This window comes from Dermacoccus sp. SAI-028 (genome assembly GCF_004346775.1).
GTDB classification, from domain to species: domain Bacteria; phylum Actinomycetota; class Actinomycetes; order Actinomycetales; family Dermatophilaceae; genus Dermacoccus; species Dermacoccus nishinomiyaensis.
Window position 1 is genome coordinate 2,860,222 of the sequence record NZ_SMFS01000001.1, and the last position, 21,462, is coordinate 2,881,683.

Annotated in this window: 13 protein-coding genes and 3 rRNA genes; 6 read left to right on the forward strand and 10 right to left on the reverse strand. The window is 65.8% G+C overall.

The features are described from left to right. The first annotated feature begins 222 nt into the window (after window positions 1–222). The 3 genes from EDC82_RS13040 to EDC82_RS13050 all read left to right on the forward strand — a co-directional run bounded on the left by EDC82_RS13040 (window position 223) and on the right by EDC82_RS13050 (window position 4,093). A protein-coding gene (locus tag EDC82_RS13040) for an IS3 family transposase (protein ID WP_131940674.1) occupies window positions 223–1,409 on the forward strand; the annotation gives its coding sequence in 2 pieces (ribosomal slippage) (window positions 223–507 and window positions 510–1,409; 1,185 coding nt in all). A gap of 67 nt (window positions 1,410–1,476) precedes the next feature. After that, complete coding sequence (locus tag EDC82_RS13045) at window positions 1,477–1,722, forward strand: hypothetical protein (RefSeq protein WP_131941783.1); 246 nt, start codon at window positions 1,477–1,479, stop codon at window positions 1,720–1,722. A 46-nt stretch (window positions 1,723–1,768) separates the two neighbouring features. Further along, window positions 1,769–4,093, forward strand: a complete 2,325-nt coding sequence (locus EDC82_RS13050; protein WP_131941785.1) for a copper-translocating P-type ATPase — start codon at window positions 1,769–1,771, stop codon at window positions 4,091–4,093. A 33-nt stretch (window positions 4,094–4,126) separates the two neighbouring features. Here the strand turns inward: EDC82_RS13050 and istB are convergent, their stop codons facing one another. Then, entirely contained in the window at window positions 4,127–4,933 is an 807-nt protein-coding gene (gene istB, locus EDC82_RS13055; protein ID WP_131941786.1) for an IS21-like element helper ATPase IstB, read from the reverse strand. Further along, on the reverse strand, window positions 4,930–6,597 hold the full coding sequence (gene istA, locus EDC82_RS13060) for an IS21 family transposase (protein WP_131941788.1): 1,668 nt from the start codon (window positions 6,595–6,597) through the stop codon (window positions 4,930–4,932). Before istA ends, istB begins: the two co-directional genes overlap by 4 nt. A 55-nt stretch (window positions 6,598–6,652) precedes the next feature. Here istA and EDC82_RS13065 point away from each other — a divergent pair, with 55 nt between their 5' ends. Further along, window positions 6,653–7,384, forward strand: a complete 732-nt coding sequence (locus EDC82_RS13065) for a LysE family transporter (protein WP_160126256.1) — start codon at window positions 6,653–6,655, stop codon at window positions 7,382–7,384. Between the two features lie 107 nt (window positions 7,385–7,491). On the opposite strand, the gene EDC82_RS13070 is transcribed toward EDC82_RS13065, so the two are convergent. Continuing rightward, window positions 7,492–9,297 carry a long-chain-acyl-CoA synthetase gene (locus EDC82_RS13070; RefSeq protein WP_131941792.1) on the reverse strand — a complete coding sequence of 602 codons (1,806 nt, stop codon included), beginning with the start codon at window positions 9,295–9,297 and terminating at the stop codon, window positions 7,492–7,494. Between the two features lie 421 nt (window positions 9,298–9,718). Here EDC82_RS13070 and EDC82_RS13075 point away from each other — a divergent pair, with 421 nt between their 5' ends. Beyond that, window positions 9,719–10,099 carry a hypothetical protein gene (locus EDC82_RS13075; RefSeq protein WP_131941795.1) on the forward strand — a complete coding sequence of 127 codons (381 nt, stop codon included), beginning with the start codon at window positions 9,719–9,721 and terminating at the stop codon, window positions 10,097–10,099. Window positions 10,100–10,165: 66 nt separating this feature from the next. Here the strand turns inward: EDC82_RS13075 and rrf are convergent. The 5 genes from rrf to EDC82_RS13100 all read right to left on the reverse strand — a co-directional run bounded on the left by rrf (window position 10,166) and on the right by EDC82_RS13100 (window position 18,812). Beyond that, window positions 10,166–10,283: ribosomal RNA gene (rrf, locus tag EDC82_RS13080) — 5S ribosomal RNA — on the reverse strand. 89 nt (window positions 10,284–10,372) lie between these two features. After that, window positions 10,373–13,473, reverse strand: a 23S ribosomal RNA gene (locus EDC82_RS13085). Between the two features lie 373 nt (window positions 13,474–13,846). Next, window positions 13,847–15,368 (reverse strand): 16S ribosomal RNA (locus tag EDC82_RS13090). The 16S, 23S and 5S rRNA genes sit together here, the layout of an rRNA operon. A 513-nt stretch (window positions 15,369–15,881) precedes the next feature. Then, window positions 15,882–16,553 (reverse strand): response regulator transcription factor, encoded by a 672-nt coding sequence (locus EDC82_RS13095; RefSeq protein ID WP_038569711.1) that lies wholly within the window; start codon window positions 16,551–16,553, stop codon window positions 15,882–15,884. A gap of 114 nt (window positions 16,554–16,667) precedes the next feature. After that, window positions 16,668–18,812: a glycosyltransferase family 39 protein gene (locus EDC82_RS13100; protein ID WP_231729401.1), complete on the reverse strand. Its 2,145-nt coding sequence runs from the start codon at window positions 18,810–18,812 to the stop codon at window positions 16,668–16,670. A gap of 206 nt (window positions 18,813–19,018) precedes the next feature. Here EDC82_RS13100 and EDC82_RS13105 point away from each other — a divergent pair, with 206 nt between their 5' ends. Beyond that, window positions 19,019–19,699: a hypothetical protein gene (locus EDC82_RS13105; protein ID WP_062256855.1), complete on the forward strand. Its 681-nt coding sequence runs from the start codon at window positions 19,019–19,021 to the stop codon at window positions 19,697–19,699. Window positions 19,700–19,761: 62 nt separating this feature from the next. On the opposite strand, the gene EDC82_RS13110 is transcribed toward EDC82_RS13105, so the two are convergent. After that, the gene (locus tag EDC82_RS13110; protein WP_172462983.1) at window positions 19,762–20,634 is read right to left on the reverse strand and encodes an SDR family NAD(P)-dependent oxidoreductase; all 873 of its coding nucleotides are present in this window, start codon (window positions 20,632–20,634) and stop codon (window positions 19,762–19,764) included. Window positions 20,635–20,700: 66 nt separating this feature from the next. Further along, on the reverse strand, window positions 20,701–21,450 hold the full coding sequence (locus tag EDC82_RS13115) for a trans-aconitate 2-methyltransferase (RefSeq protein ID WP_062256854.1): 750 nt from the start codon (window positions 21,448–21,450) through the stop codon (window positions 20,701–20,703). Window positions 21,451–21,462 lie beyond the last annotated feature (12 nt).

The window sequence follows — 21,462 nt, forward strand, 5'->3', positions numbered from 1 at the left end:
ATCACCGTCTGCAGGTCTTGACCAGACTTTCACCAAAGCTCGGGGGCGCATTGACCTCGCCCCGTCACCGTGGAAGTGGAAGGAAAACCCCTTCCCCGAGCAGACAAGGACACGCCATGTACACCAGCCCCGACCAGACCCCCCGCTCCTTCGGGACTGCTGCACGGATAGGTGACATCGACTCTGTGGTGCCGTTCGGTGCCGCAGGAGAGGATGTGCACCATGCCCAAGCCGTACCCCAAGGAGTTCCGCCAGAACGTGATCGAGGTCGCTCGCTCTCGTGAGGCCGGGACGACGTTGAAGGAGATCGCGAAGGACTTCGGGATCTCGGAGTCCTGCCTGACGAACTGGATCGCCATCGCTGACCGGCAGGACGGGAACAAACCCGCCGCCGCGGTGAGCGACTCTGGTGAGTTGCGTGAGGCTCGCCGTCGGATCCGGTTGCTCGAGCAAGAGAACGAGGTGCTACGCCGCGCTGCGGCGTACCTCTCGCAGGCGAACCTGCCGGGAAAATGATGTACCCGCTCGTCCGTGAGCTGGCCGCCCAGGATGCCCCGATCAGGGTGCCTGTGACGGTGACGTGCCGGGTCCTGAAACTTGCCAGGGCGCCGTACTACCGGTGGCTGGCCAACCCCGTGACCGACGCCGACTGGGTGGAAGCGCACCGCGCGAACGCGTTGTTCGATGCACACCGTGACGACCCGGAGTTCGGGTACCGCCTCCTAGCTGACGAGGCCCGCGACGCCGGGCAGGAGATGTGCGACCGCACCGCGTGGGCGATCTGTTCGAGCAACGCGTGGTGGAGCGTGTTCGGGAAGAAGCGCGCGAAGAAGGGCCGGCCCGGCCCGCCGGCGCACGATGACCGCGTCCAGCGTGACTTCACCGCGACCGGCCCGAACCAGCTGTGGCTGACCGACATCACGGAGCACCGCACCCGTGAGGGCAAGGTGTTCATGTGCGCCGTCAAGGACGTGTGGTCCAACCGGCTCCTCGGGTACTCCATCAGCTCGCGGATGAAGGCCCGCCTGGCCGTGCAGGCGTTGGAACACGCCGTGGACACCCGCGCCCGAGCGGGCGTCGACGTGGCCGGCTGCATCGTCCACAGCGACCGCGGGTCCCAGTTCCGGTCCCGCAAGTACCTGCGCGCCCTGTCCCGGCACGACCTGCTCGGATCCATGGGACAAGTCGGCTCGAGCGCGGACAACGCCGCCATGGAGAGCTGGTTCGCACTCCTGCAGAAGAACGTCCTGGACCGCCGAACCTGGGACACCCGCGACCAGCTGAGGCTGGCCATCGTCACCTGGACCGAACGGACTTACCACCGCCGACGACGCCAAGCCCGCCTCGGCAAGTTGACCCCCATCGAGTACGAGACCATCATGACCACAGCGGCCACCCAGGCCGCATGACCAACATGTCACCTATCCGTGCAGCAGTCCCTTCGGCGAGGACCCCCGCCAGCCCCTGACCGGCCCCATGACCGACGAGGACCCCAGCAGCACCACCCACCAGCACGGCGCGGCCCACCAGCACGGCAAGTCCCACCACTGGATGCACCTGCTGATGTGCGCCCCGATGCTGCTCGTGGTCGTCGGCTACCTGTGGGCCGGACGTGCCAGCCTCGCCGCCGGCGGTGTCGTGGCCGCCCTCGTGCCCGCCATCGGCTGCATGCTCATGATATGGCTGATTATGCGCATGATGGATCACGGCTCCCAGCACTGACCACCGCCCCGCCATCCACCGGCAGTACCGTCTCGAGGAGCACCCCATGAACCACCCGACCGCCACCGCCACCCACGACCACACCACCCACTACACGTGCTCCATGCACCCCGAGGTGACCAGCGACCACCCGGGACGCTGCCCCAAGTGCGGGATGTTCCTGCAACCCGCCGGCGGCGGGGACGCGCCGGCCGCCCAGCACCACGACCACCCGACCGATCACCAGCACCCCATGGGCGAGCCGGCGGTGGTGGCCGGTGCGGTCGCTGCAGGGGACTGGACCTGCCCGATGCACCCCGAGGTCCGCAGCGATGGCCCCGGTGACTGCCCGATCTGTGGCATGGCGCTGGAGCGGGTCTTGGCCGAGCTCGACGAAGGCCCGAACCAGGAGCTCGTCGACATGCGTCGCCGGTTCCGGGTGGCGGCGGTGCTGAGCGTGCCGCTGGTGGCGATGGTGATGGTGCCCATGGTGCTGGGTCGTGCGCTGCCCGGCAGCGTCGCGCCGTGGCTCGAGCTCGCCCTGTCGACGCCAGTGGTGTGGTGGGCTGGGTGGCCGTTCTTCGTGCGCGGCGCGAAGTCGGTGGTCAGCCGTCACCTGAACATGTTCACCCTGGTGTCGTTGGGTGTCGGTGCCGCGTGGCTGTACAGCGTGGTCGCGGTGCTGGCGCCAGGGCTGTTCCCATCCGGGATGCGGGTGATGGACGGCCGGGTCGGCACCTACTTCGAGGCCGCGGCAGTCATCATCACCCTGGTGCTGCTCGGCCAGGTCCTCGAGCTGCGGGCCCGCGACCAGACCTCCGGCGCGATCCGCGCCCTACTCGACCTGTCACCGGCCACCGCGCACCGCATCGGGGCCGACGGCACCGAGACCGACGTGCCGGCCGCCGAGCTGCAGCTGGGCGATCGGTGCCGGGTGCGGCCGGGCGAGAAGGTGCCGGCCGACGGCACCGTGGTCGATGGTCACGCGTATGTGGACGAGTCGATGATCACCGGCGAGCCGGTACCGGTCGACAAGAGCCCCGGTGACCGGGTCATCGGCGGCACGATCACCCAGGGCGGCAGCCTGGTGGTGGAGGCCACTGGTCTGGGCGCTGACTCGACCCTGGCCCGGATCGTCGACCTGGTCTCCCAGGCGCAGCGGTCCCGCGCCCCGATCCAGGGACTGGTCGACAAGATCTCGGCGGTGTTCGTGCCGGTCGTGATCGCCGTCGCCCTGGCCACCTTCGGGTTGTGGCTGGCCATGGGCCCGCAGCCGCGGCTTCCGTTCGCGATCGTGGCCGCCGTCAGCGTGCTGATCATCGCCTGCCCGTGCGCGCTGGGCCTGGCCACGCCAATGTCGATCATGGTCGGGGTGGGGCGCGGCGCCAGCGAGGGCGTGCTGGTCAAGAACGCCGAGGCCCTCGAACGACTGCAGAAGGTCGACACCCTCGTCGTCGACAAGACCGGCACCCTCACCCAGGGCCGCCCCAGCCTGGTCGACCAGCAGGGCGTCGACGGACGTGACGACGCGCAGGCACTGCTGCTCGCCGCGGCTGTGGAGGCCGGCTCCGAACACCCGCTCGCCAGGGCCGTGGTCGATGCTGCCCGCCAGACGGGACGCACGGTGCCGGCAGCCAGCGCCTTCGCCGCCCACCCGGGTGGCGGTGTCAGCGCCACCGTCGACGGCCAGCGCGTGCTCGTCGGCAGCCCCGCCTTCCTGGGCAGCCAGCAGGTCGACACCCATGGCCTGGACGCCGTGGTGGAGGCCTACCGTCGTCGTGGTGCGACCGCGATCGTCGTGGCCGTCGACGGCCGGCCGGCCAGTGTGATGGCCATCGCTGACCCGCTCAAGGCGACCACCGCGCGGGCGATCGAGGACCTGCGTCGGCGCCGGATGAAGGTCGTCATGCTCACCGGCGACAATGCCACGACTGCCCGGGCCATCGCCGACGAGCTGCACATCGACCAGGTCGTCGCCGACGTCCTGCCCGACCAGAAGCACGGCCACGTGCAGGCACTGCAGGCCCAGGGCCACGCCGTCGCCATGGCCGGCGACGGCGTCAACGATGCCCCCGCCCTTGCCGCGGCCGATGTGGGTGTGGCCATGGGCACCGGCACCGACGTGGCCATCGAGAGCGCCGACGTGACCCTGCTCGGCGGCGACCTCGCTGCCCTGGTCAAGGCCCGCGACCTGTCGGTCGACACGATGCGCAACATCCGCCAGAACCTGGTCTTCGCGTTCGTGTACAACGTCGTCGGCATCCCGCTGGCCGCTGGCGCCCTCTACCCGGCCTTCGGCTGGCTCCTGTCGCCCGTCATCGCGGCAGCCGCCATGGCCCTCAGCTCGGTCAGCGTGATCACCAATTCCTTGCGGCTTCGTCGCCGCCGTTGACCCCAAGAGCCCAGCCGGTCGTTGTTCACCCCATCACAGATGCCGTGCGTGGGTGTGGGCGAGGCGGTAGGAGTTGGTGCCGGTTTCGATGATGGTGGCGTTGTAGGTGAGACGGTCGACGATCGCTGCGCACAGGCGGGGGTCGGTGAAGGTGTCGGTCCAGGCGGAGAAGGACTGGTTGGACGCGATCGCGATGGCGTTCTTCTCCTCCCGCTCGGTGAGGACCTGGAACAACAGCTCCGCGCCGCGCCGGTCGAGTTCCATGTAGCCGAGCTCATCAATCACGAGGAGGTCGACGCGGCCGTAGCGGTTGATGGTCTTGGTGAGTTGTTTCTCGTCGGCGGCTTCGACGAGCTCGTTCACGAGCCGGGTGGCGAGGGTGTAGCGGACGCGGTAGCCCTGTTCGGCGGCGGCGGTGCCGAGCGCGATGAGTAGGTGGGATTTGCCGGTGCCGGAGTCCCCGATCAGGCACAGCGGGTCGCCGCGGCGGATCCAGTCACCGGTGGCGAGCTCGTTGATGGTGGCGGGGTTGATGTTCGGGTTCGCGGTGAAGTCGAAGTCGGCGAGCCACTTGTCGCGGGGGAAGCCGGCGCTCTTGATGCGGCGCAGGGTGGAGCGCCGGTCGCGGTCGTCGACCTCGGCCAGCAGGAGTTCGGCGAGGAAGCCCTGGTAGGTGAGTTGTTCCTTGGTGGCGGCCGCGACGGCGTCGTCGACGACGGAGCGGATGGTGGGCAGTCGCAGCCGGCGGCAGGCCTGGTCGATCGCGGCCTGGGCGGCTTGCTCGGTGAGGCCGTGACGGGGGCGAAGACCGCCCTGGCGGCTGCTGGAGCTGGTGGTCATGGGGTTCCTGTCTGGGTGTGATGGTGGACCTCGGCGGAGACCGGGGCGGGGTCGGGTTGGCGACGACGCAGGAGTTCGTCGTAGGCGGTGACGGTGGGCAGGGGTCGAGTGTCCTCGGGCAGGTGCGCGATGACCTGGTGCGGGTCGGTGGGGCGTCGTGGTGGCAAGTTCACGACCGTCCCCCGCCTGGTCGGGGTGGTAGGGATGGGTGTGTGGGTGGTGGCGTGGCGGCGGGCTTCGACGGCGACGACGTCGGGGCTGATCGCGCCGACCGACAGGGCGCTGGTGATGCCGGCGATCACCGCCTCGGCGGGGAGGGAGCGGTGGAGCAGGAGCACGTCGATGAGTTCTTGGGTGCCTGCGACGTCACCGCTGGTCTTGCGGGCTGCGGCCCAGAACGCGTCGTGGGCTGCGGTGAATGCCCCCGCCGCTCTGGCTTGGGCCAGGGCGGTGGAGCCTGGGAACGCACCGGGCTTGTGGCGTAGGACTTCTAGGTAGTGGTCCAGCTCGACCCGGGTCACCCCACGGGTGCCGAGGCGTGGGTGGGTGGCCACTATGGTGCGACCTTCGAAGACGACCACGCACGAGGCCCGCAGGCTGACGCGGACGCGTTGCCCGATCAGGTGTGCGGGGACGGAGTACTTGACCATGCGGACGGTGATCAGGGCGGAGCGATCGACGCGCGGGTGGAGGATCAGGCCAGGGTCAAAGTCCTCGGCCGGCAACGGCGCCAGGTGGTCGAGTTCGGCGTGGTAGTCCTGCCCGATCGTGTTCGCATGGCCGGTGATGCGGCGGGTGTTGTCATCGTGTTCCCAGGCACGGATCTTGTCGTTGAGTTCGTCCAGGCTGGGGACCTCGGGCATGGGGGTGAGGTGGTTGCGGCGGAACCAGCCGACCTCGCCCTCGACGCCACCTTTCTCGTGGGCGCCGTCGATGCCTGGCTGGCAGTAGAACGCGTCGAAGCCGTAGTGGGAGCGGAACAGCACCCAGCGTTCGTTCTCGTCGCGTAGCCGGTCGCCGCCGTGGATGACCTGCACGACGGCGGAGGTGAGGTTGTCGTAGCGGATGTGTCGGGTGGGGATGCCGCTCAGGGCGTGGAAGGCCTCGATGTGTCCCTCGAGGAAGGCTTCCTGCCCGCCGGTCGGGTAGACGCGGTGGATGGCCTTGCCCGAGTGGGACAGGCGGTAGACGAACATGTGGCACTTGGTCTTGACGCCGTCGAGGATGACGTAGACCTCGCCGAAGTCGACCTCGGCCTCCGCGCCGGGGGCGTGGTCCTGCGGCACCATCGCCTCCACCCGACGCCCGGCCTCCAGATCGATCTGCGCGCGCCGGACCCGCACGTAGTCCCGCACCGTCGAGTACGACAGGTCCGTGGCGCCGTGTTCGTCGCGTAGCCGGGCCAGGATCCTGGTCGCGGTATGACGCTGCTTGCGTGGCGCAGTCAGGTCATAGCGCAGCATCTCGTCAATGGCCGGCTTGTACGGGTCCAGACGCGGTGCCGTACGAACCGGCCTCTTGCGGGGCGGGGGTTCGGCAGCGGCGAGTGCCTGGCGGACGGTGCGGCGATGTACCCCGTGCTTGCGCGCGAGCTCGCGGATGGACAGACCCTCCACTCGCGCGTCATGGCGGATGTCGGCGTACAGCTGCACTCGTGACCCCATCTTGGCTCCCTTGCCCTCGCGACTGGTTCCCAGTGATGGGGACCAGCGTGAAGGGGTGGGGCCAGTTCAGACCGTCAACACCCCGGCAAGTCGCACGCGGGGCCAGATCAAGCCGTCACAACGGGGCCAGACCAAGCTGTCACAACCAATCCTGCTGCCCGGGCCGAACTCGCTGTTCGTCGCGACGAGCGCCGCGCAGGTATCGCGACGCGCCGGCTGGCAGGCCGCCGCCGGTGTGTTCATCAGCGACAGCATCCTCATGATCGCGGCCGTCGCCGGCGCGGGCACGCTGCTGACGGGCGGGGCGCTGTTCTTCCGCGCGCTGACGCTCGTCGGCGGCGCCTACCTCGTCTATCTCGGGTTCGGTCTGCTGCGCCGAGGGGTGCAGTTGCTGCGCGAACATCGAGCGCTGACGCGCGCCGAGGCCACGGACGACTCGCTCAACCCCATCGACACAGGCGCGGCCCCCGATGACGCCGGCATCGCGACGTCCCCGTTCCGCCTCTCGATCGCGACGGGCATGCTCAACCCCAAGTCGATCCTGTTCTTCGCCGTGTTCTTCGTGCAGTTCGTGACGCCGGGCGATCCGCACCTGTGGGTCAACTTCGGGGTGCTCGCCGTCATCATGCAGATCATCAGCCTCACCTACCTCGCGGCCGTCATCGCCATCAGTTCGCGGCTCGGCCACCGCGTCGCAGGACGCCCGCGCGTCGTCGCCGGCGCACACCTCGCCGCGGGGACGGCCTTCTGCCTGTTCGCCGTCAAGCTCGCCACCGCATCGTTCTGACGCCCGACACGCTGAACCACCACGCCGAACAACCACGCCTACGCGAAGCTCAACCCCTCACGGCTGCCGCACAACCTCATGGCCGGCCGACGGCGAAGCTCAACCCCTCACGGCTGACGCGCTGCTGCGACGTCTTCGGGGTAGCTCTCGTAGAAGGGCACGTAGCCGTCACGCGTCAGCACCCACACGCGGTCGTCACCCACGCCGGCGAACCCGGCGTCGCGCAGTTCGACCTTGCGCGACTTGAACGTCGAGGTGTGCTCGAGCGAATCGACCTCGCGCACGAACAGTGGCACCGCGTACTTCGGCAGGCGTTCGTTGAGCGCGACGGCCGCCATGGCGTCGAAGGGCTCGCCCTCGCGCAGCACGACGGCGGCCATGCCGGCTCGCCCGTCGCAGCCGGGCACCTCGACGCCGTAGACGACGCAGTCCTCGACGAACGGCAGCCGCTCGAGGGCCGCCTCGACCTCCGTCGTCGCGACGTTCTCGCCCCTCCACCGGAACGTGTCGCCGAGCCGATCGACGAACGCCACGTGGTTGAGCCCCTGCCGGCGCACGAGGTCGCCGGTGATGAACCAGCAGTCGCCGTCCTTGAAACCGTCGCGCAGCAGCTTCTTCTCGGTGGCGTCGTCGTCGGTGTACCCGTCGAACGGCTGGGCCTTCGTCACCTTGGCGAGCAGCAGGCCCGCCTCGCCGACCTTGACCTGACGCAGCCGCCCGTTCCCGTCGCGCACCGCGCCGCCCGTCTCCGGGTCGTAGGCGGCGACCTTGTGCGGCAGTGGGCACGTGCCGGCCGTCTCGGAGATGTTGTAGGCGTTGATGAACGCGATGTTGCACTCGCTCGCCCCGTAGAACTCGGCGATGCGCGCGATGCCGAAGCGCTCCTGGAACTCGGCCCAGATGTCGGTCCGCAGGCCGTTGCCGACGATGACGCGGATGCGGTGCGCCCGGTCAACGTCCCGCTGCGGCTGGCCGAGCAGATAGCGGCACAGTTCGCCGATGTAGACGAACGACGTCGCGTCGAAGCGGATGACGTCGTCCCAGAAGTTGGAGACGGAGAACTTGCGCGCGATGGCGAAGCACGCGCCGCCGTTGAGCACGGCTCCGAGCGCGACCGTCACGGCGTTGTTGTGGTACAGCGGCAGGCAGCAGTAGAGAGTGTCGCCCTCGCGCAGCCGCACGCCCAGCCCGCCGAGGCCCGAGTACGACTGCAGCCACCGATGGTGGCTCATGATGGAGGCCTTCGGCATGCCCGTCGTGCCGGAGGTGAAGATGTAGTACGCCTTGTCGCTGCCGCGCACCTGCGCGCATTCGGGCGGGTTCTGCGCCGCCGCCGTAGGCGCGTTCGTCGCCTGTGCGACGAGCTCGTCGAGCCCGACGACGTCCGCGTGGCGCCCGGTATCCGACGACGGTGCGGTGTTCGCTGAGCCCTCCCCCGCGAGGCACGTCGTCACCGCCTCGAGCAACGACGGCTCGGCGACGATGACGCGGGCGTCGAGTACTCCGAGGCTGTGGGCGAGCACATCGCCCTGCTGGTTGTAGTTGAGCAGCCCGCTGACGGCGCCGAGCTTCACGGTCGCGAGCATCACGAGCAGCATGTCGATCGAGTTGTGCGACATCAGCCCGACGACGTCCCCGTGACGCACCCCAGCGTCCTTGAGCACCCACGCGAGCCGGTTGACACGCTCGTTGGCCTCTGCGTAGGTGAGGCGCCCCTCGTCGGCCACGACGAACGGACGCTGCGGGTGCCGCTCGGCGAGCCCTTCGAATACCGAGCCGATCGACATGGCGCGGCCCGATCGACGCAGCAGTAAGGACGGCAGATGCTTGGCGACGTGGGGGATGTCGGGCGTCATCGTCAGCGCCCCGCGCGCCACGTCGAGCAGCGTCACCCGGGTCCGTGAGGTCGTCATCGCTGTGGTCTCCTTCGGCCGTCGTCAGCTCCGGTGTCGCGGTCCGCGCCGCGATCCCCCAACCCTACCTACGCTTCAGTAACCACGTGACGGATACCGCTCAGCCCGTCCCACATCGATGGGTGCCTGCACAGAATTGCCATCCCCCCGGCCGTGGTGGACGATGCGAAGCCGACGCGACGCATGAGCGCGTCCTCGAGGCCGCCGAGGATCTCGATTCCGGCAGCCCCGACCCCCGCTCGCCTCGTCCCTGCGACAGGGACGCTCCGGCATCGTCGGTGTCTTCGCCGAGGGGCGACTGCTCAACTCGTTCAGTGACCCGTTCGCCGTCAGCGTGCTCGACGGTCTCGCGCAGCACCTGGGCCAGAACTCGAGCGGCATCCTGCTCATCCTGGCGTAGGGTAGCGATGAGCACGAGGTCGTGCGACGCATGTCCGGCATCCCCCGCGACGCCGTCGTCTTCCCGCTCGGCGGGCATGTCTCGGCGGCGGTGCTGGACCACCTGCGCCATCGCCGCATCCCGCTCGCCGGCACGGGTTACCCCGCGATCGACGGTGTCCTGCAGCTGACGATGGAACGCGCCGCGCTGCGCACCCTGGCCACGTACCTGTACGACCTCGGCCACCGCGACGTCGCGCTCGTCGAGATGCCGCAGGGTGCGAGCCGCGGTGAGGGCGACACGACGCCGACGGCCAACCCCGAGGGAGTGGGCAACGTCATGTACGTGTCTATCCGCACCCGTACAAGCATTCGCAGGGGCGGCGGGGGTCAGGGTGTTTGTGGTGGACGTAGAAATGCGTGATGGTCTTGAACTACTCAACCCCAGTCTTTCGGGGGAGCTGTTCAAGACCATCACGTCTTAGAAGAAGTCCGGCGGCGTCCTACTCTCCCACACCCTACCGAGTGCAGTACCATCGGCGCTGAAGGGCTTAGCTTCCGGGTTCGGAATGTGACCGGGCGTTTCCCACTTCGCTATAACCACCGTAACACTATGAAACATATCAACCCATCATGGCGAGTGTATTGTTTCAGAATTACACAGGGACGCGAGCACTAGCACAACAATACTGAGTGTGATAATAAGTTATCGGTTCATTAGTACCGGTCAGCTACAACCATTACTGGTCTTCCACATCCGGCCTATCAACCCCATCGTCTCTAGGGAACCTCTCACACACAAGGTGTATGGAAACCTCATCTCGAAGCGTGCTTCCCGCTTAGATGCTTTCAGCGGTTATCACTTCCGAACGTAGCCAATCAGCGGTGCTCCTGGCGGAACAACTGACACACCAGAGGTTCGTCCATCCCGGTCCTCTCGTACTAGGGACAGGTCTTCTCAAGTTTCCTACGCGCACAGCGGATAGGGACCGAACTGTCTCACGACGTTCTAAACCCAGCTCGCGTACCGCTTTAATGGGCGAACAGCCCAACCCTTGGGACCTACTCCAGCCCCAGGATGCGACGAGCCGACATCGAGGTGCCAAACCATGCCGTCGATATGAGCTCTTGGGCAAGATCAGCCTGTTATCCCCGGGGTACCTTTTATCCGTTGAGCGACGGCGCTTCCACAAGCCACCGTCGGGTCACTAGTCCCCACTTTCGTGCCTGCTCGACATGTCTGTCTCACAGTCAAGCTCCCTTGTGCACTTACACTCAAAACCTGATTGCCAACCAGGCTGAGGGAACCTTTGGGCGCCTCCGTTACCCTTTAGGAGGCAACCGCCCCAGTTAAACTACCCATCAGGCACTGTCCCTGATCCGGATCACGGACCGAAGTTAGGAGCCCAATACGACCAGAGTGGTATTTCAACAATGACTCCACACACACTGGCGTGCATGCTTCACAGTCTCCCACCTATCCTACACAAGCCGTACCGAACACCAATACCAAACTGTAGTAAAGGTCCCGGGGTCTTTCCGTCCTGCTGCGCGTAACGAGCATCTTTACTCGTACTGCAATTTCGCCGAGTTCGTGGTTGAGACAGTGGAGAAGTCGTTACGCCATTCGTGCAGGTCGGAACTTACCCGACAAGGAATTTCGCTACCTTAGGATGGTTATAGTTACCACCGCCGTTTACTGGGGCTTAAATTCTCAGCTTCACCACCGAAGTGATTAACCAGTCCTCTTAACCTTCCAGCACCGGGCAGGCGTCAGTCCGTATACATCGAATTACTTCTTCGCACGGACCTGTGTTTTTAGTAAACAGTCGCTTCTCCCTGGTCTCTGCGACCCTCACCCCTAGCCCGTACGGGCTTCAAGGCTTGGGCCCCCCTTCTCCCGAAGTTACGGGGGCATTTTGCCGAATTCCTTAACCACGATTCACTCGATCGCCTTAGTATTCTCTACCTAACCACCTGAGTCGGTTTGGGGTACGGGCGGCTCGAACCTCGCTAGAAGTTTTTCTCGACAGCATAGGATCACCCTGCTTCCCACATACGTGGTCACCATCACATCTCAGCCACATCACTGACGGATTTACCTACCAGTGGGCCTACATGCTTGGACGGGGACTACCATCGCCCCGCGGAGGCTACCTTCCTGCGTCACTCCATCGCTTACCTACTACACGATCGGGTCACACGCTCCCCACACCAGATGATCCCGAAGGACCGGTCGGCATGGTTCGGGTGTTTAGCATCCCATGGTTCAGTATGGGCGGTTCTTCGCCGGTTCCGGAATATCAACCGGATGTCCATCGACTACGCCTGTCGGCCTCGCCTTAGGTCCCGACTTACCCAGGGCAGATTAGCTTGACCCTGGAACCCTTGGTTATTCGGCGGACGGGTTTCTCACCCGTCATTCGCTACTCATGCCTGCATTCTCACTCGTGTAGCATCCACGACTCGATCACTCGGCCGCTTCACTCGCCACACGACGCTCCCCTACCCAACAACACCCCCGTTAAGGGTCAGTGTGTCATTGCCACAGCTTCGGTGATGTGCTTGAGCCCCGCTACATTGTCGGCGCGGAATCACTTGACCAGTGAGCTATTACGCACTCTTTAAAGGGTGGCTGCTTCTAAGCCAACCTCCTGGTTGTCACAGCAACTCCACATCCTTTCCCACTTAGCACACGCTTAGGGACCTTAGCTGATGATCTGGGCTGTTTCCCTCTCGACTACGAAGCTTATCCCCCGCAGTCTCACTGCCACGCTCTCACTTACCGGCATTCGGAGTTTGGTTGACGTCAGTAACCCGGTGGGGCCCATCAGCCATCCAGTAGCTCTACCTCCGGCAAGAAACACGCGACGCTGCACCTAAATGCATTTCGGGGAGAACCAGCTATCACGGAGTTTGATTGGCCTTTCACCCCTACCCACAGCTCATCCCCTCAGTTTTCAACCTAAGTGGGTTCGGTCCTCCACGCCGTCTTACCGGCGCTTCAACCTGGCCATGGGTAGATCACTCCGCTTCGGGTCTAGACCCAGCGACTCAAACGCCCTATTCGGACTCGCTTTCGCTACGGCTACCCCACACGGGTTAACCTCGCCACTGAGCACTAACTCGCAGGCTCATTCTTCAAAAGGCACGCCGTCACCCCACACAGAGGCTCCGACGGATTGTAAGCACACGGTTTCAGGATCTATTTCACTCCCCTCCCGGGGTTCTTTTCACCTTTCCCTCACGGTACTAGTCCGCTATCGGTCACCAGGGAATATTTAGGCTTAGCAGGTGGTCCTGCCAGATTCACACGAGATTTCACGGGCCCCGTGCTACTTGGGAAACAGCACAACACAGCCACACACGTTTCGTCTACGGGAGTCGCACCCTCTACGCTCAACCATTCAAGATTGTTCAACTACGCACATGGTTTCTTACTGCGCACCCTCATGTCAGTGAGGATCAGCACTGTCCCACAACCCCACAACCGCAACCCCTGACAGGTCTCACACGATCATGGTTTAGCCTCATCCGCTTTCGCTCGCCACTACTCACGGAATCACTCTTGTTTTCTCTTCCTGTGGGTACTGAGATGTTTCACTTCCCCACGTTCCCTCCCAACACCCTATGTGTTCAGGTGCAGGTGCCATGACATGATTCATGGCGGGTTTCCCCATTCGGAAATCCCCGGATCACAGCCTGTTTATCGACTCCCCGAGGCATATCGCAGATTACAACGTCCTTCATCGGTTCCTGGTGCCAAGGCATCCACCGTGTGCCCTTAAAAACTTAAGATCACAGATACTAGATGCTCGCGTCCACTGTGTAATTCTCAAACAACACGCCACACACAACCCCACACACCCAAACCCCATCCCACAAGATGAAGAGTCTTCACTTGGTGTGTGATCTTGTGTTGACCACAACCCCAGAACACGATCCGTGTCCTGAGAACCCAACAACGCGCCGAACACAACCCCAACACACTCACCACCACCACGCTTTCCCCAACCAGCCCCACATCCTCACCCCATCAAGGGATCAAGACGCGTATGACTGATTCGTACTCGCTGATGCCGGCAACCATGCAGGCTGCACCATGATCATCGTTCCACCCATGAGCACCCCCCACACACGAACGGTGTGGCAAGGGCTTGATGCTCCTTAGAAAGGAGGTGATCCAGCCGCACCTTCCGGTACGGCTACCTTGTTACGACTTAGTCCCAATCGCCAGTCCCACCTTCGACGGCTCCCCCCACAAGGGTTAGGCCACCGGCTTCGGGTGTTACCGACTTTCGTGACTTGACGGGCGGTGTGTACAAGGCCCGGGAACGTATTCACCGCAGCGTTGCTGATCTGCGATTACTAGCGACTCCGACTTCATGGGGTCGAGTTGCAGACCCCAATCCGAACTGAGACCGGTTTTTTGGGATTAGCTCCACCTCACGGTTTCGCAACCCTCTGTACCGGCCATTGTAGCATGCGTGAAGCCCAAGACATAAGGGGCATGATGATTTGACGTCATCCCCACCTTCCTCCGAGTTGACCCCGGCAGTCTCCCATGAGTCCCCACCCGAAGTGCTGGCAACATGGAACGAGGGTTGCGCTCGTTGCGGGACTTAACCCAACATCTCACGACACGAGCTGACGACAACCATGCACCACCTGTACACCAGTCCGAAGACGCACACATCTCTGCATGATTCCGGTGTATGTCAAGCCTTGGTAAGGTTCTTCGCGTTGCATCGAATTAATCCGCATGCTCCGCCGCTTGTGCGGGCCCCCGTCAATTCCTTTGAGTTTTAGCCTTGCGGCCGTACTCCCCAGGCGGGGCGCTTAATGCGTTAGCTGCGGCACGGAACTCGTGGAATGAGTCCCACACCTAGCGCCCAACGTTTACGGCATGGACTACCAGGGTATCTAATCCTGTTCGCTCCCCATGCTTTCGCTTCTCAGCGTCAGTAATGGCCCAGAGACCTGCCTTCGCCATCGGTGTTCCTCCTGATATCTGCGCATTTCACCGCTACACCAGGAATTCCAGTCTCCCCTACCACACTCTAGTCTGCCCGTACCCACTGCAGAACCGGAGTTAAGCCCCGGTCTTTCACAGCAGACGCGACAAACCGCCTACAAGCTCTTTACGCCCAATAATTCCGGACAACGCTCGCACCCTACGTATTACCGCGGCTGCTGGCACGTAGTTAGCCGGTGCTTCTTCTCCAGGTACCGTCACGTTAGCTTCGTCCCTGGTGAAAGAGGTTTACAACCCGAAGGCCGTCATCCCTCACGCGGCGTCGCTGCATCAGGCTTTCGCCCATTGTGCAATATTCCCCACTGCTGCCTCCCGTAGGAGTCTGGGCCGTGTCTCAGTCCCAGTGTGGCCGGTCGCCCTCTCAGGCCGGCTACCCGTCGTCGCCTTGGTAGGCCATTACCCCACCAACAAGCTGATAGGCCGCGAGTCCATCCCCCACCACAAAAACTTTCCACCAACACTCCATGCGGAGATCGGTCGTATCCAGTATTAGACCCAGTTTCCCAGGCTTATCCCAGAGTGAGGGGCAGGTTACTCACGTGTTACTCACCCGTTCGCCACTAATCCACACCAGCAAGCTGGTGCTTCATCGTTCGACTTGCATGTGTTAAGCACGCCGCCAGCGTTCGTCCTGAGCCAGGATCAAACTCTCCGTAGAAAAAATTTGTTACCCTGGCCGAGAAAAAAACGGTGACAAACAACAACCCCAAAAGGGTCATCGTCGTTCTGTACAATCATTAATCACTCAGCCAAAACACGCGACACTCCATAAGTGCCACTAAAATGTTTGGCGATGATCACATCGGCACGCTGTTGAGTTCTCAAAACACCATCGCACACCACACGAAGCAGGAACCCTTTTCGTTTCCCGCCCCACTCGGGGCAACTCGTCAACCTTACCACCCTCGCTCCCCGACTTCAACTCGGCGCTTGCTCTTGGCGGAGCCGGCGCGCTTGTCGAAACTGCGGTGAGGTTCGAGCTCGTGAGGCAAACTGCCCGGAAACACTGGGGTTTCTGTGCTGTCTGCCCCTCGGCGACTCGGAAAACATTACACGTCCTCCAGGTGGACGCCAAATCACCGTCAGGTGACCTGCGCCACCCCCTTGGACACATCAGGGCCGCCCCCCGTCAGTCGATCCTGACGATGGGGCGGCCCTGGCGTGTGCGCGCTCAGCGATCTTGGACGGTGGGATCCGCGACGATGCGACGGTGGTCGGGCTCGAAGCCGTGGCGAACCCCCCACAGCACGGCCTGGCTACGGCTCGTCACTCCGATCTTGCGATAGCCGGTGCGGATGTAGCTCTTCACCGAGTTGATCGACAGGTGCGTCTGCGCGGCGATGTCGTTGTTCGACAGACCCTGGGTGATGAGTGCGAGCACCTCGGCTTCACGCGGCGTGAGCCCCTCCTCACGCCCCGGCCATTCGCCGGCGATGGGGCCGGAGCCCACCTCGGCCGAGACGATGACCTCGCCAGCGTGCACTCGCTCCAGCGCCGAGACGAGTTCGCCCGCGGGCAGCGTCTTGGAGAGGTAACCCCGAACGCCGGCATCGAGACTGCGGCGCACCAGGTCGGGCTGGAAGTTCCACGTGTACACGACGACCTTGTCGACCCGGGGCTCCTTGAGCAGGTGCGCCAGCGCCTCGGGCTCGCCCTGCGCCTGCCCGAACGTGTCATAGAGCGCGATGTCGACGGGGTGCTCGACCGTCGACATCGGGCCCTCGATGTCGAGTTCGGCCACCTCGACCCGGTCGCGGTAGCGCTCGAGCATCTTGGCCAGACCGTTGACGACGACCTCGTAGTCGTCGATCACGGCCAGTCGGATGGGGGAGGCGGAAGTCATCACCCCATGAGGGTACGGGGCACACCCGCGCGTTGCCCCACCCCTAGAGGTGAAACACGTCGAAGAATGATGATTTCCAATGCGTTTCACCCCTGTCGAGGCCGGCTGACTGCCTCAATCGAGCGGCTGCGTCAGGTCGTAGAAGACCGTCGATCCGATCGTCACCTGGCGGTAGGTGGCTTCCGCCCACGCCAGGATGCGGCTCGCATCGCTCGTCTGGGCCGAGCTCGTCCCACCGCCCGTCGATGTTCCACCACTGGCCAGCAGGTAGTGAATCTTGCCTGCCTTCACCTCGGCCTGGAACTGGGCGAGTGTCGGGCTCGGGTCGGTGCCGTTGAAGCCGCCGATCGCCATGACCGGCTCGCCCGTTCCGAGCTGCAGTCCGGCCGCGCTCTGCGAACCCACCGCCGCGGCCACCCAGGTGTAACGCTGCGCGTCGGCCCGCAGGGCAGAGATGACGGCGGCGCTCGGCGTCGTGGCATCGAGCAACCCGCCCATGCCGCCGCCACCGACTCCCTGCCCACCTGCACCGGTGGGCACTGTGCCACGCGTCGTCGAGGAAGCGGCCGGGGGCGCGCCTACTGGCGAACCACCCAGGGCGCGAGCACCGGGGCCACGGCCGCCCGCACCCGGCATCCCACCCATGCCGCCCGACGCCGGGCCGGCGGTGACGATCGAGCCGGTGTGCCCGGAGGTGAGCGTCGTGAGCGAGTACGCGGTCGGCCCCGCGAGGCCCGCGCCCACGGCGCCCACGACGATCACGGGCAGGGCTCGCGCGTGCAGCCGTCGCCCGATGACGAGGAGTGCCGCGCACGTCATTCCGATCGTCAGCACGCCGACGCGCAGCACGTCGCTGTAGGCGCTCGTGCGGGAGAGCAGGACGAACCCCCAGATCGACGACGCGGCGGCCGCGGCCGCCATCGTCAGGGTGCCGACCGGTTCGCGGCGACGCTCCCAGGCCTGCGCGCCACCCATGCCGACGAGCGCCGCGACTGCCGGCGCCAACGCCACCGTGTAGTAGGCGTGGAAGATGCCGGCCATGAACGAGAACGTCAGCATCGTCACCAGGAGCCAGCCGCCCCACACTGCGTAGGCGGCCCGACGGACGTCGGTGCGCGGCGCACGCGCGCGCATCACGACACCCATGACGCCGAGGATGATCGCGGCCGGGATGAGCCAGCTGATCTGGCCACCGATCTCGGCGTCGAACAGGCGCGTCAGCCCCGTCGCACCCCACTGCCCGCCGGCAGCGCCCCCGCCGCCGCCGACCGAGCCCGTCTCCTCACCGCTGAGTCGGCCGAAGCCGTTGTACCCGAACGTCAGGTCGAGGAAGGAATTGCTCTGGCTGCCGCCGACGTAGGGACGCATGCTCGCCGGGGTCAGTTCGACGATCGCGACCCACCACCCGGCGGATGCCACGAGAGCGACGAGGGCCACGAGGCTGCCGACGAGGCGTCGACGCAGTGGCGCCGCAGCGAGCAGCAGGAACGCCGCCCCGAAACCGGGGATGACGAGGAAAACCTGCAGCGTCTTCGTCAGGAACCCGAAACCGAGCAACACGCCGACCAACGCCATCCAGCGCACCGAACCGCGCTCGAGCGCTCGCATCGTGGCCCAGGCGGCCGCCGTCATGAGCAGGACGAGCAACGCGTCCGGGTTGTTGAAACGGAACATGAGGACGGCGACCGGGGTGAGCGCCATGACGAGGCCCGCGAGCAGGCCGGCGCCCGCGCCGAAGTGACGCTTCACCGTCGCGTGCAGGATGGCGACGGTGGCCACACCCATGAGCACCTGCGGTACGAGGATCGAGAAGCTGCTCAGGCCGAGCAGCCGCACCGACAGCGCCATGACCCACAGCGACGCAGGTGGTTTGTCGACGGTGATCGAGTTCGCCGCGTCGGAACTGCCGAAGAAGAACGCCTCCCAGTTCTGCGAGCCCGCCTGTGCCGCAGCGGAGTAGAAGGCGTTCGCCCAGCCACTGGCGGTGAGGTTCCACAGGTAGAGCACTGCAGTCGCCGCGAGCAGGGCCAACAGCGCCGGGCGGGCCCAGTTCGGGTCGTCGTGCGGGCCGGTGACGAGGCGCGTCAGCCAGGTGCGGGAGGTGTTCGAGGCCGTGGTGCGGGTGCCGATAGTGTCGGGGGTATCGCCGGCATCGGGGCTTGTCGCGCCACGGAGCGTCATGTCGGTTGCCCGGCGGGAGCGATGACGCGGTGCGCGCCGCGCGAGGTGTGAGCCGGCGGCTGAGATCGAGGAGTTCATGGCCCCGAGCGTCACCACCTCGGCTTTGGCCCGGCTGTGCGACGACCAGCCCGGGGCCGTGCAGTGGCCGGCCGACGGGCGGCTTCATGAACCGACGACACGCCGGGCACAGCTTCTCCACAGTACCGGCGCGCAACGTCGACGGCGGATGACGGGCGAGCGCCCGCAACGTCGCGCCCCGAGGCGCCAGGCACGAAGGAGACACGATGGACCACGACGACCCCCGACCCGACGCACACAGCATGAACGACGACGACCCGACACTGCACGACATCCCGCCCGTCCGCCGCACTGCTCTGCCCCACACGGGCACCGACGGCGACGCCGGCACGGACTACCGCGGGGGGCCGGAGCAGGAGGCGCCGTTTGCCTCTGGCGCTTCGACCGGCAACGACACGGCAGGCGCTTCGGCGCCGGGACCCGAGCGATGGTCGGCGAAGAAGTCGGCGCTCGTGTCGGCGCTGGCCATGGGCACGGCGTCGCTCGTGTCGATCGGCGCGGCCGCGGCGATGCCGGCCGGAACGTCGGGGGGCGGCATGGGCGGCGGAATGGGCGGGCCCGGTGGCACGTCGCAGAATCAGCAGGGCACGACTGGTCAGATGGGCCCCGGCATGCAGATGCCCGGCTCGGGCACCTCGGGCTCCGGTACGAACGGAACGTCGGGCGGCACCACCAGTTCTGCCGGTGCATCTGGATCTGGCACGTCCGAATCCGGTGCGTCCGGATCCGGCACCGCAGGCCAGGGCAGCGGGACGAGCGGGGGCGCCCAGGGACAGGCGCCCGGAGGCTCGGCGGGCAATGCGAGCCAGCAACCGCCGAGCGGCGGGCAGATGCCGGGCGCCGCGCCCGGAGGCACGGGCGGAAACGCCGGAACGTCAGGAAGCTGACGCCGGATACCGCCAACTGGCGGCCCCAGACTGGCAGTACGGGTGCCCGCCCCGGCCTCCCCTCAGGCAGCACGGCGTTTCACCCACTGCCCGAGCTGGGTAAGTACCGCGGGCTGCGGATCCTTGCCCGCCGCCACACGTTTGGCAGCGCCGGCCATGGCCGCGTCATAGACGGGCCGGACGAAACGCTTGGCGCCGTAGGCGACCCGGCCGTCCGGGTCGGTGAGGATGATGTGTCGGCGCGCGCCGATCCCGGCGAACGCGGTGCGGGCGACATCGGCCGCCGAACGAGGCGAGCCGTTGATGAGCTCGACGGCGTTGGCCTCCATCTCGGCGTCGGCTCCGGCCAACGACTGCGCGAGGTTCGTACGGAAGAACGACGGGCAGATGACGCTGACGTCGATGCCGAACGGCGCCAGTTCGTTCTGCAGCGTCTCGCTGACGGGGACGACAGCGGCCTTCGTCGCGTTGTATGTCGCCATCGCCGGCGCGTGGACGAGCCCGGCGAGCGAGGCGGTGTTGACGATGTGACCGCTGCGCTGCGTCTTCATCATCGGGGTGAACGTGCGGCACCCCCGCACGACGCCCATGAGGTTGATCGACAGCGCGCGCTCCCAGTCGGCGATCGCCGTCGTGTCGATGCGCCCGCCGACGGCGATGCCCGCGTTGTTGACGAGGATGTCGAGGCGCCCCCAGTGCTGCTCCACCCAGGCGAGGGCATCGGCCCAAGCGGCATCGTCGCGCACGTCGAGCGTCAGGTAGTCGACGCCGTCCGGCACGCTCGCCGGGCGCTCGGCGTGGAGGTCCGCGACGACGACGCGGGCGGCGTCGGCCACGAAGAGCTTGACGAGTTCGAGGCCGAGACCTGACGCGCCACCGGTGACGAGGACGCACCGACCGGCATGGCTGGGGGCTGTTCGGCGGCTGAGCTTCATGAGTTTCACGGTAGGTCAGCCACCGGCCGGTTCGCGGCGCTTTCGTCGCTTCGGATGCGGGATGCGTCAGCGGCGCACCGCGTCGATCTCGAGACGTACGTAGTCGAGCACCGGCTCGACCATGGCCTCGCGCACCGCCCGGGTGAACTCGCAGCCCTCCTGCTCGCTCATGCGCTCGAGGTAGGAACCGAGGCAGACGGTCGCGAGGTAGCGCTCCATGACGTCGGGGTCGTCGAGGCGGATCGGGCTCGGGCGCAGCGCGACGCGATCGACGTCGAAACCGTTGCGCTCCAAGTGTTCTCGCGTCTCCTCGGGCGAGGCGAAGGCCTTCGGGGCGAAGCCCTCGGCGTTGACGGCCGCGATCGCGCGCTCGACGTTCTCGATGTTGCCCTCGCCGCCGGAGTCGCTCGTCAGCAGGCCACCCGGGCGCAGCACCGCGGCGAGGTGGGCGAACAGCGTCTCGTGATCGCTGATCCAGTGAAAGCACGCGACGCTCATGACGGCGTCGAACGGGCCTGGCCGCGCGCCGAGCTCCGAGACGTCAAGTGGTTCGGTGAGGTCACGCACCGCGAATGCGGCCCCAGACCCGACCCGCTCGCGGGCCTGCGCGATCATCTGCGACGAGCCGTCAATGCCGACGAGGTCGACACCCGGATGGCGCGACAGCAACTCGGCCGCGTCGCGGCCGGTGCCGCATCCGGCGTCGAGCACCCGTTCGTCACCGCGCAGCGTCATGCGCTCGATGGTGCGTCTGCCCCAGCCGACGTGCGGCAGCGGCAACTCGTCGTAGCTCTTCGCATCCCATTCGCGGGTCATGGCTGGTGCGCT

Bases quoted from the DNA above. Each gene is read 5' to 3' on its own strand.
- EDC82_RS13100 (WP_231729401.1), bottom strand. From the start codon at position 18,812: ATGAACTCCTCGATCTCAGCCGCCGGCTCACACCTCGCGCGGCGCGCA.
- EDC82_RS13115 (WP_062256854.1), bottom strand. From the start codon at position 21,450: ATGACCCGCGAATGGGATGCGAAGAGCTACGACGAGTTGCCGCTGCCG.
- EDC82_RS13070 (WP_131941792.1), bottom strand. From the start codon at position 9,297: ATGACGACCTCACGGACCCGGGTGACGCTGCTCGACGTGGCGCGCGGG.
- istA (WP_131941788.1), bottom strand. From the start codon at position 6,597: ATGGGGTCACGAGTGCAGCTGTACGCCGACATCCGCCATGACGCGCGA.
- EDC82_RS13050 (WP_131941785.1), top strand. From the start codon at position 1,769: ATGAACCACCCGACCGCCACCGCCACCCACGACCACACCACCCACTAC.
- EDC82_RS13110 (WP_172462983.1), bottom strand. From the start codon at position 20,634: ATGAAGCTCAGCCGCCGAACAGCCCCCAGCCATGCCGGTCGGTGCGTC.
- istB (WP_131941786.1), bottom strand. From the start codon at position 4,933: ATGACCACCAGCTCCAGCAGCCGCCAGGGCGGTCTTCGCCCCCGTCAC.
- EDC82_RS13095 (WP_038569711.1), bottom strand. From the start codon at position 16,553: ATGACTTCCGCCTCCCCCATCCGACTGGCCGTGATCGACGACTACGAG.
- EDC82_RS13045 (WP_131941783.1), top strand. From the start codon at position 1,477: ATGACCGACGAGGACCCCAGCAGCACCACCCACCAGCACGGCGCGGCC.
- EDC82_RS13105 (WP_062256855.1), top strand. From the start codon at position 19,019: ATGGACCACGACGACCCCCGACCCGACGCACACAGCATGAACGACGAC.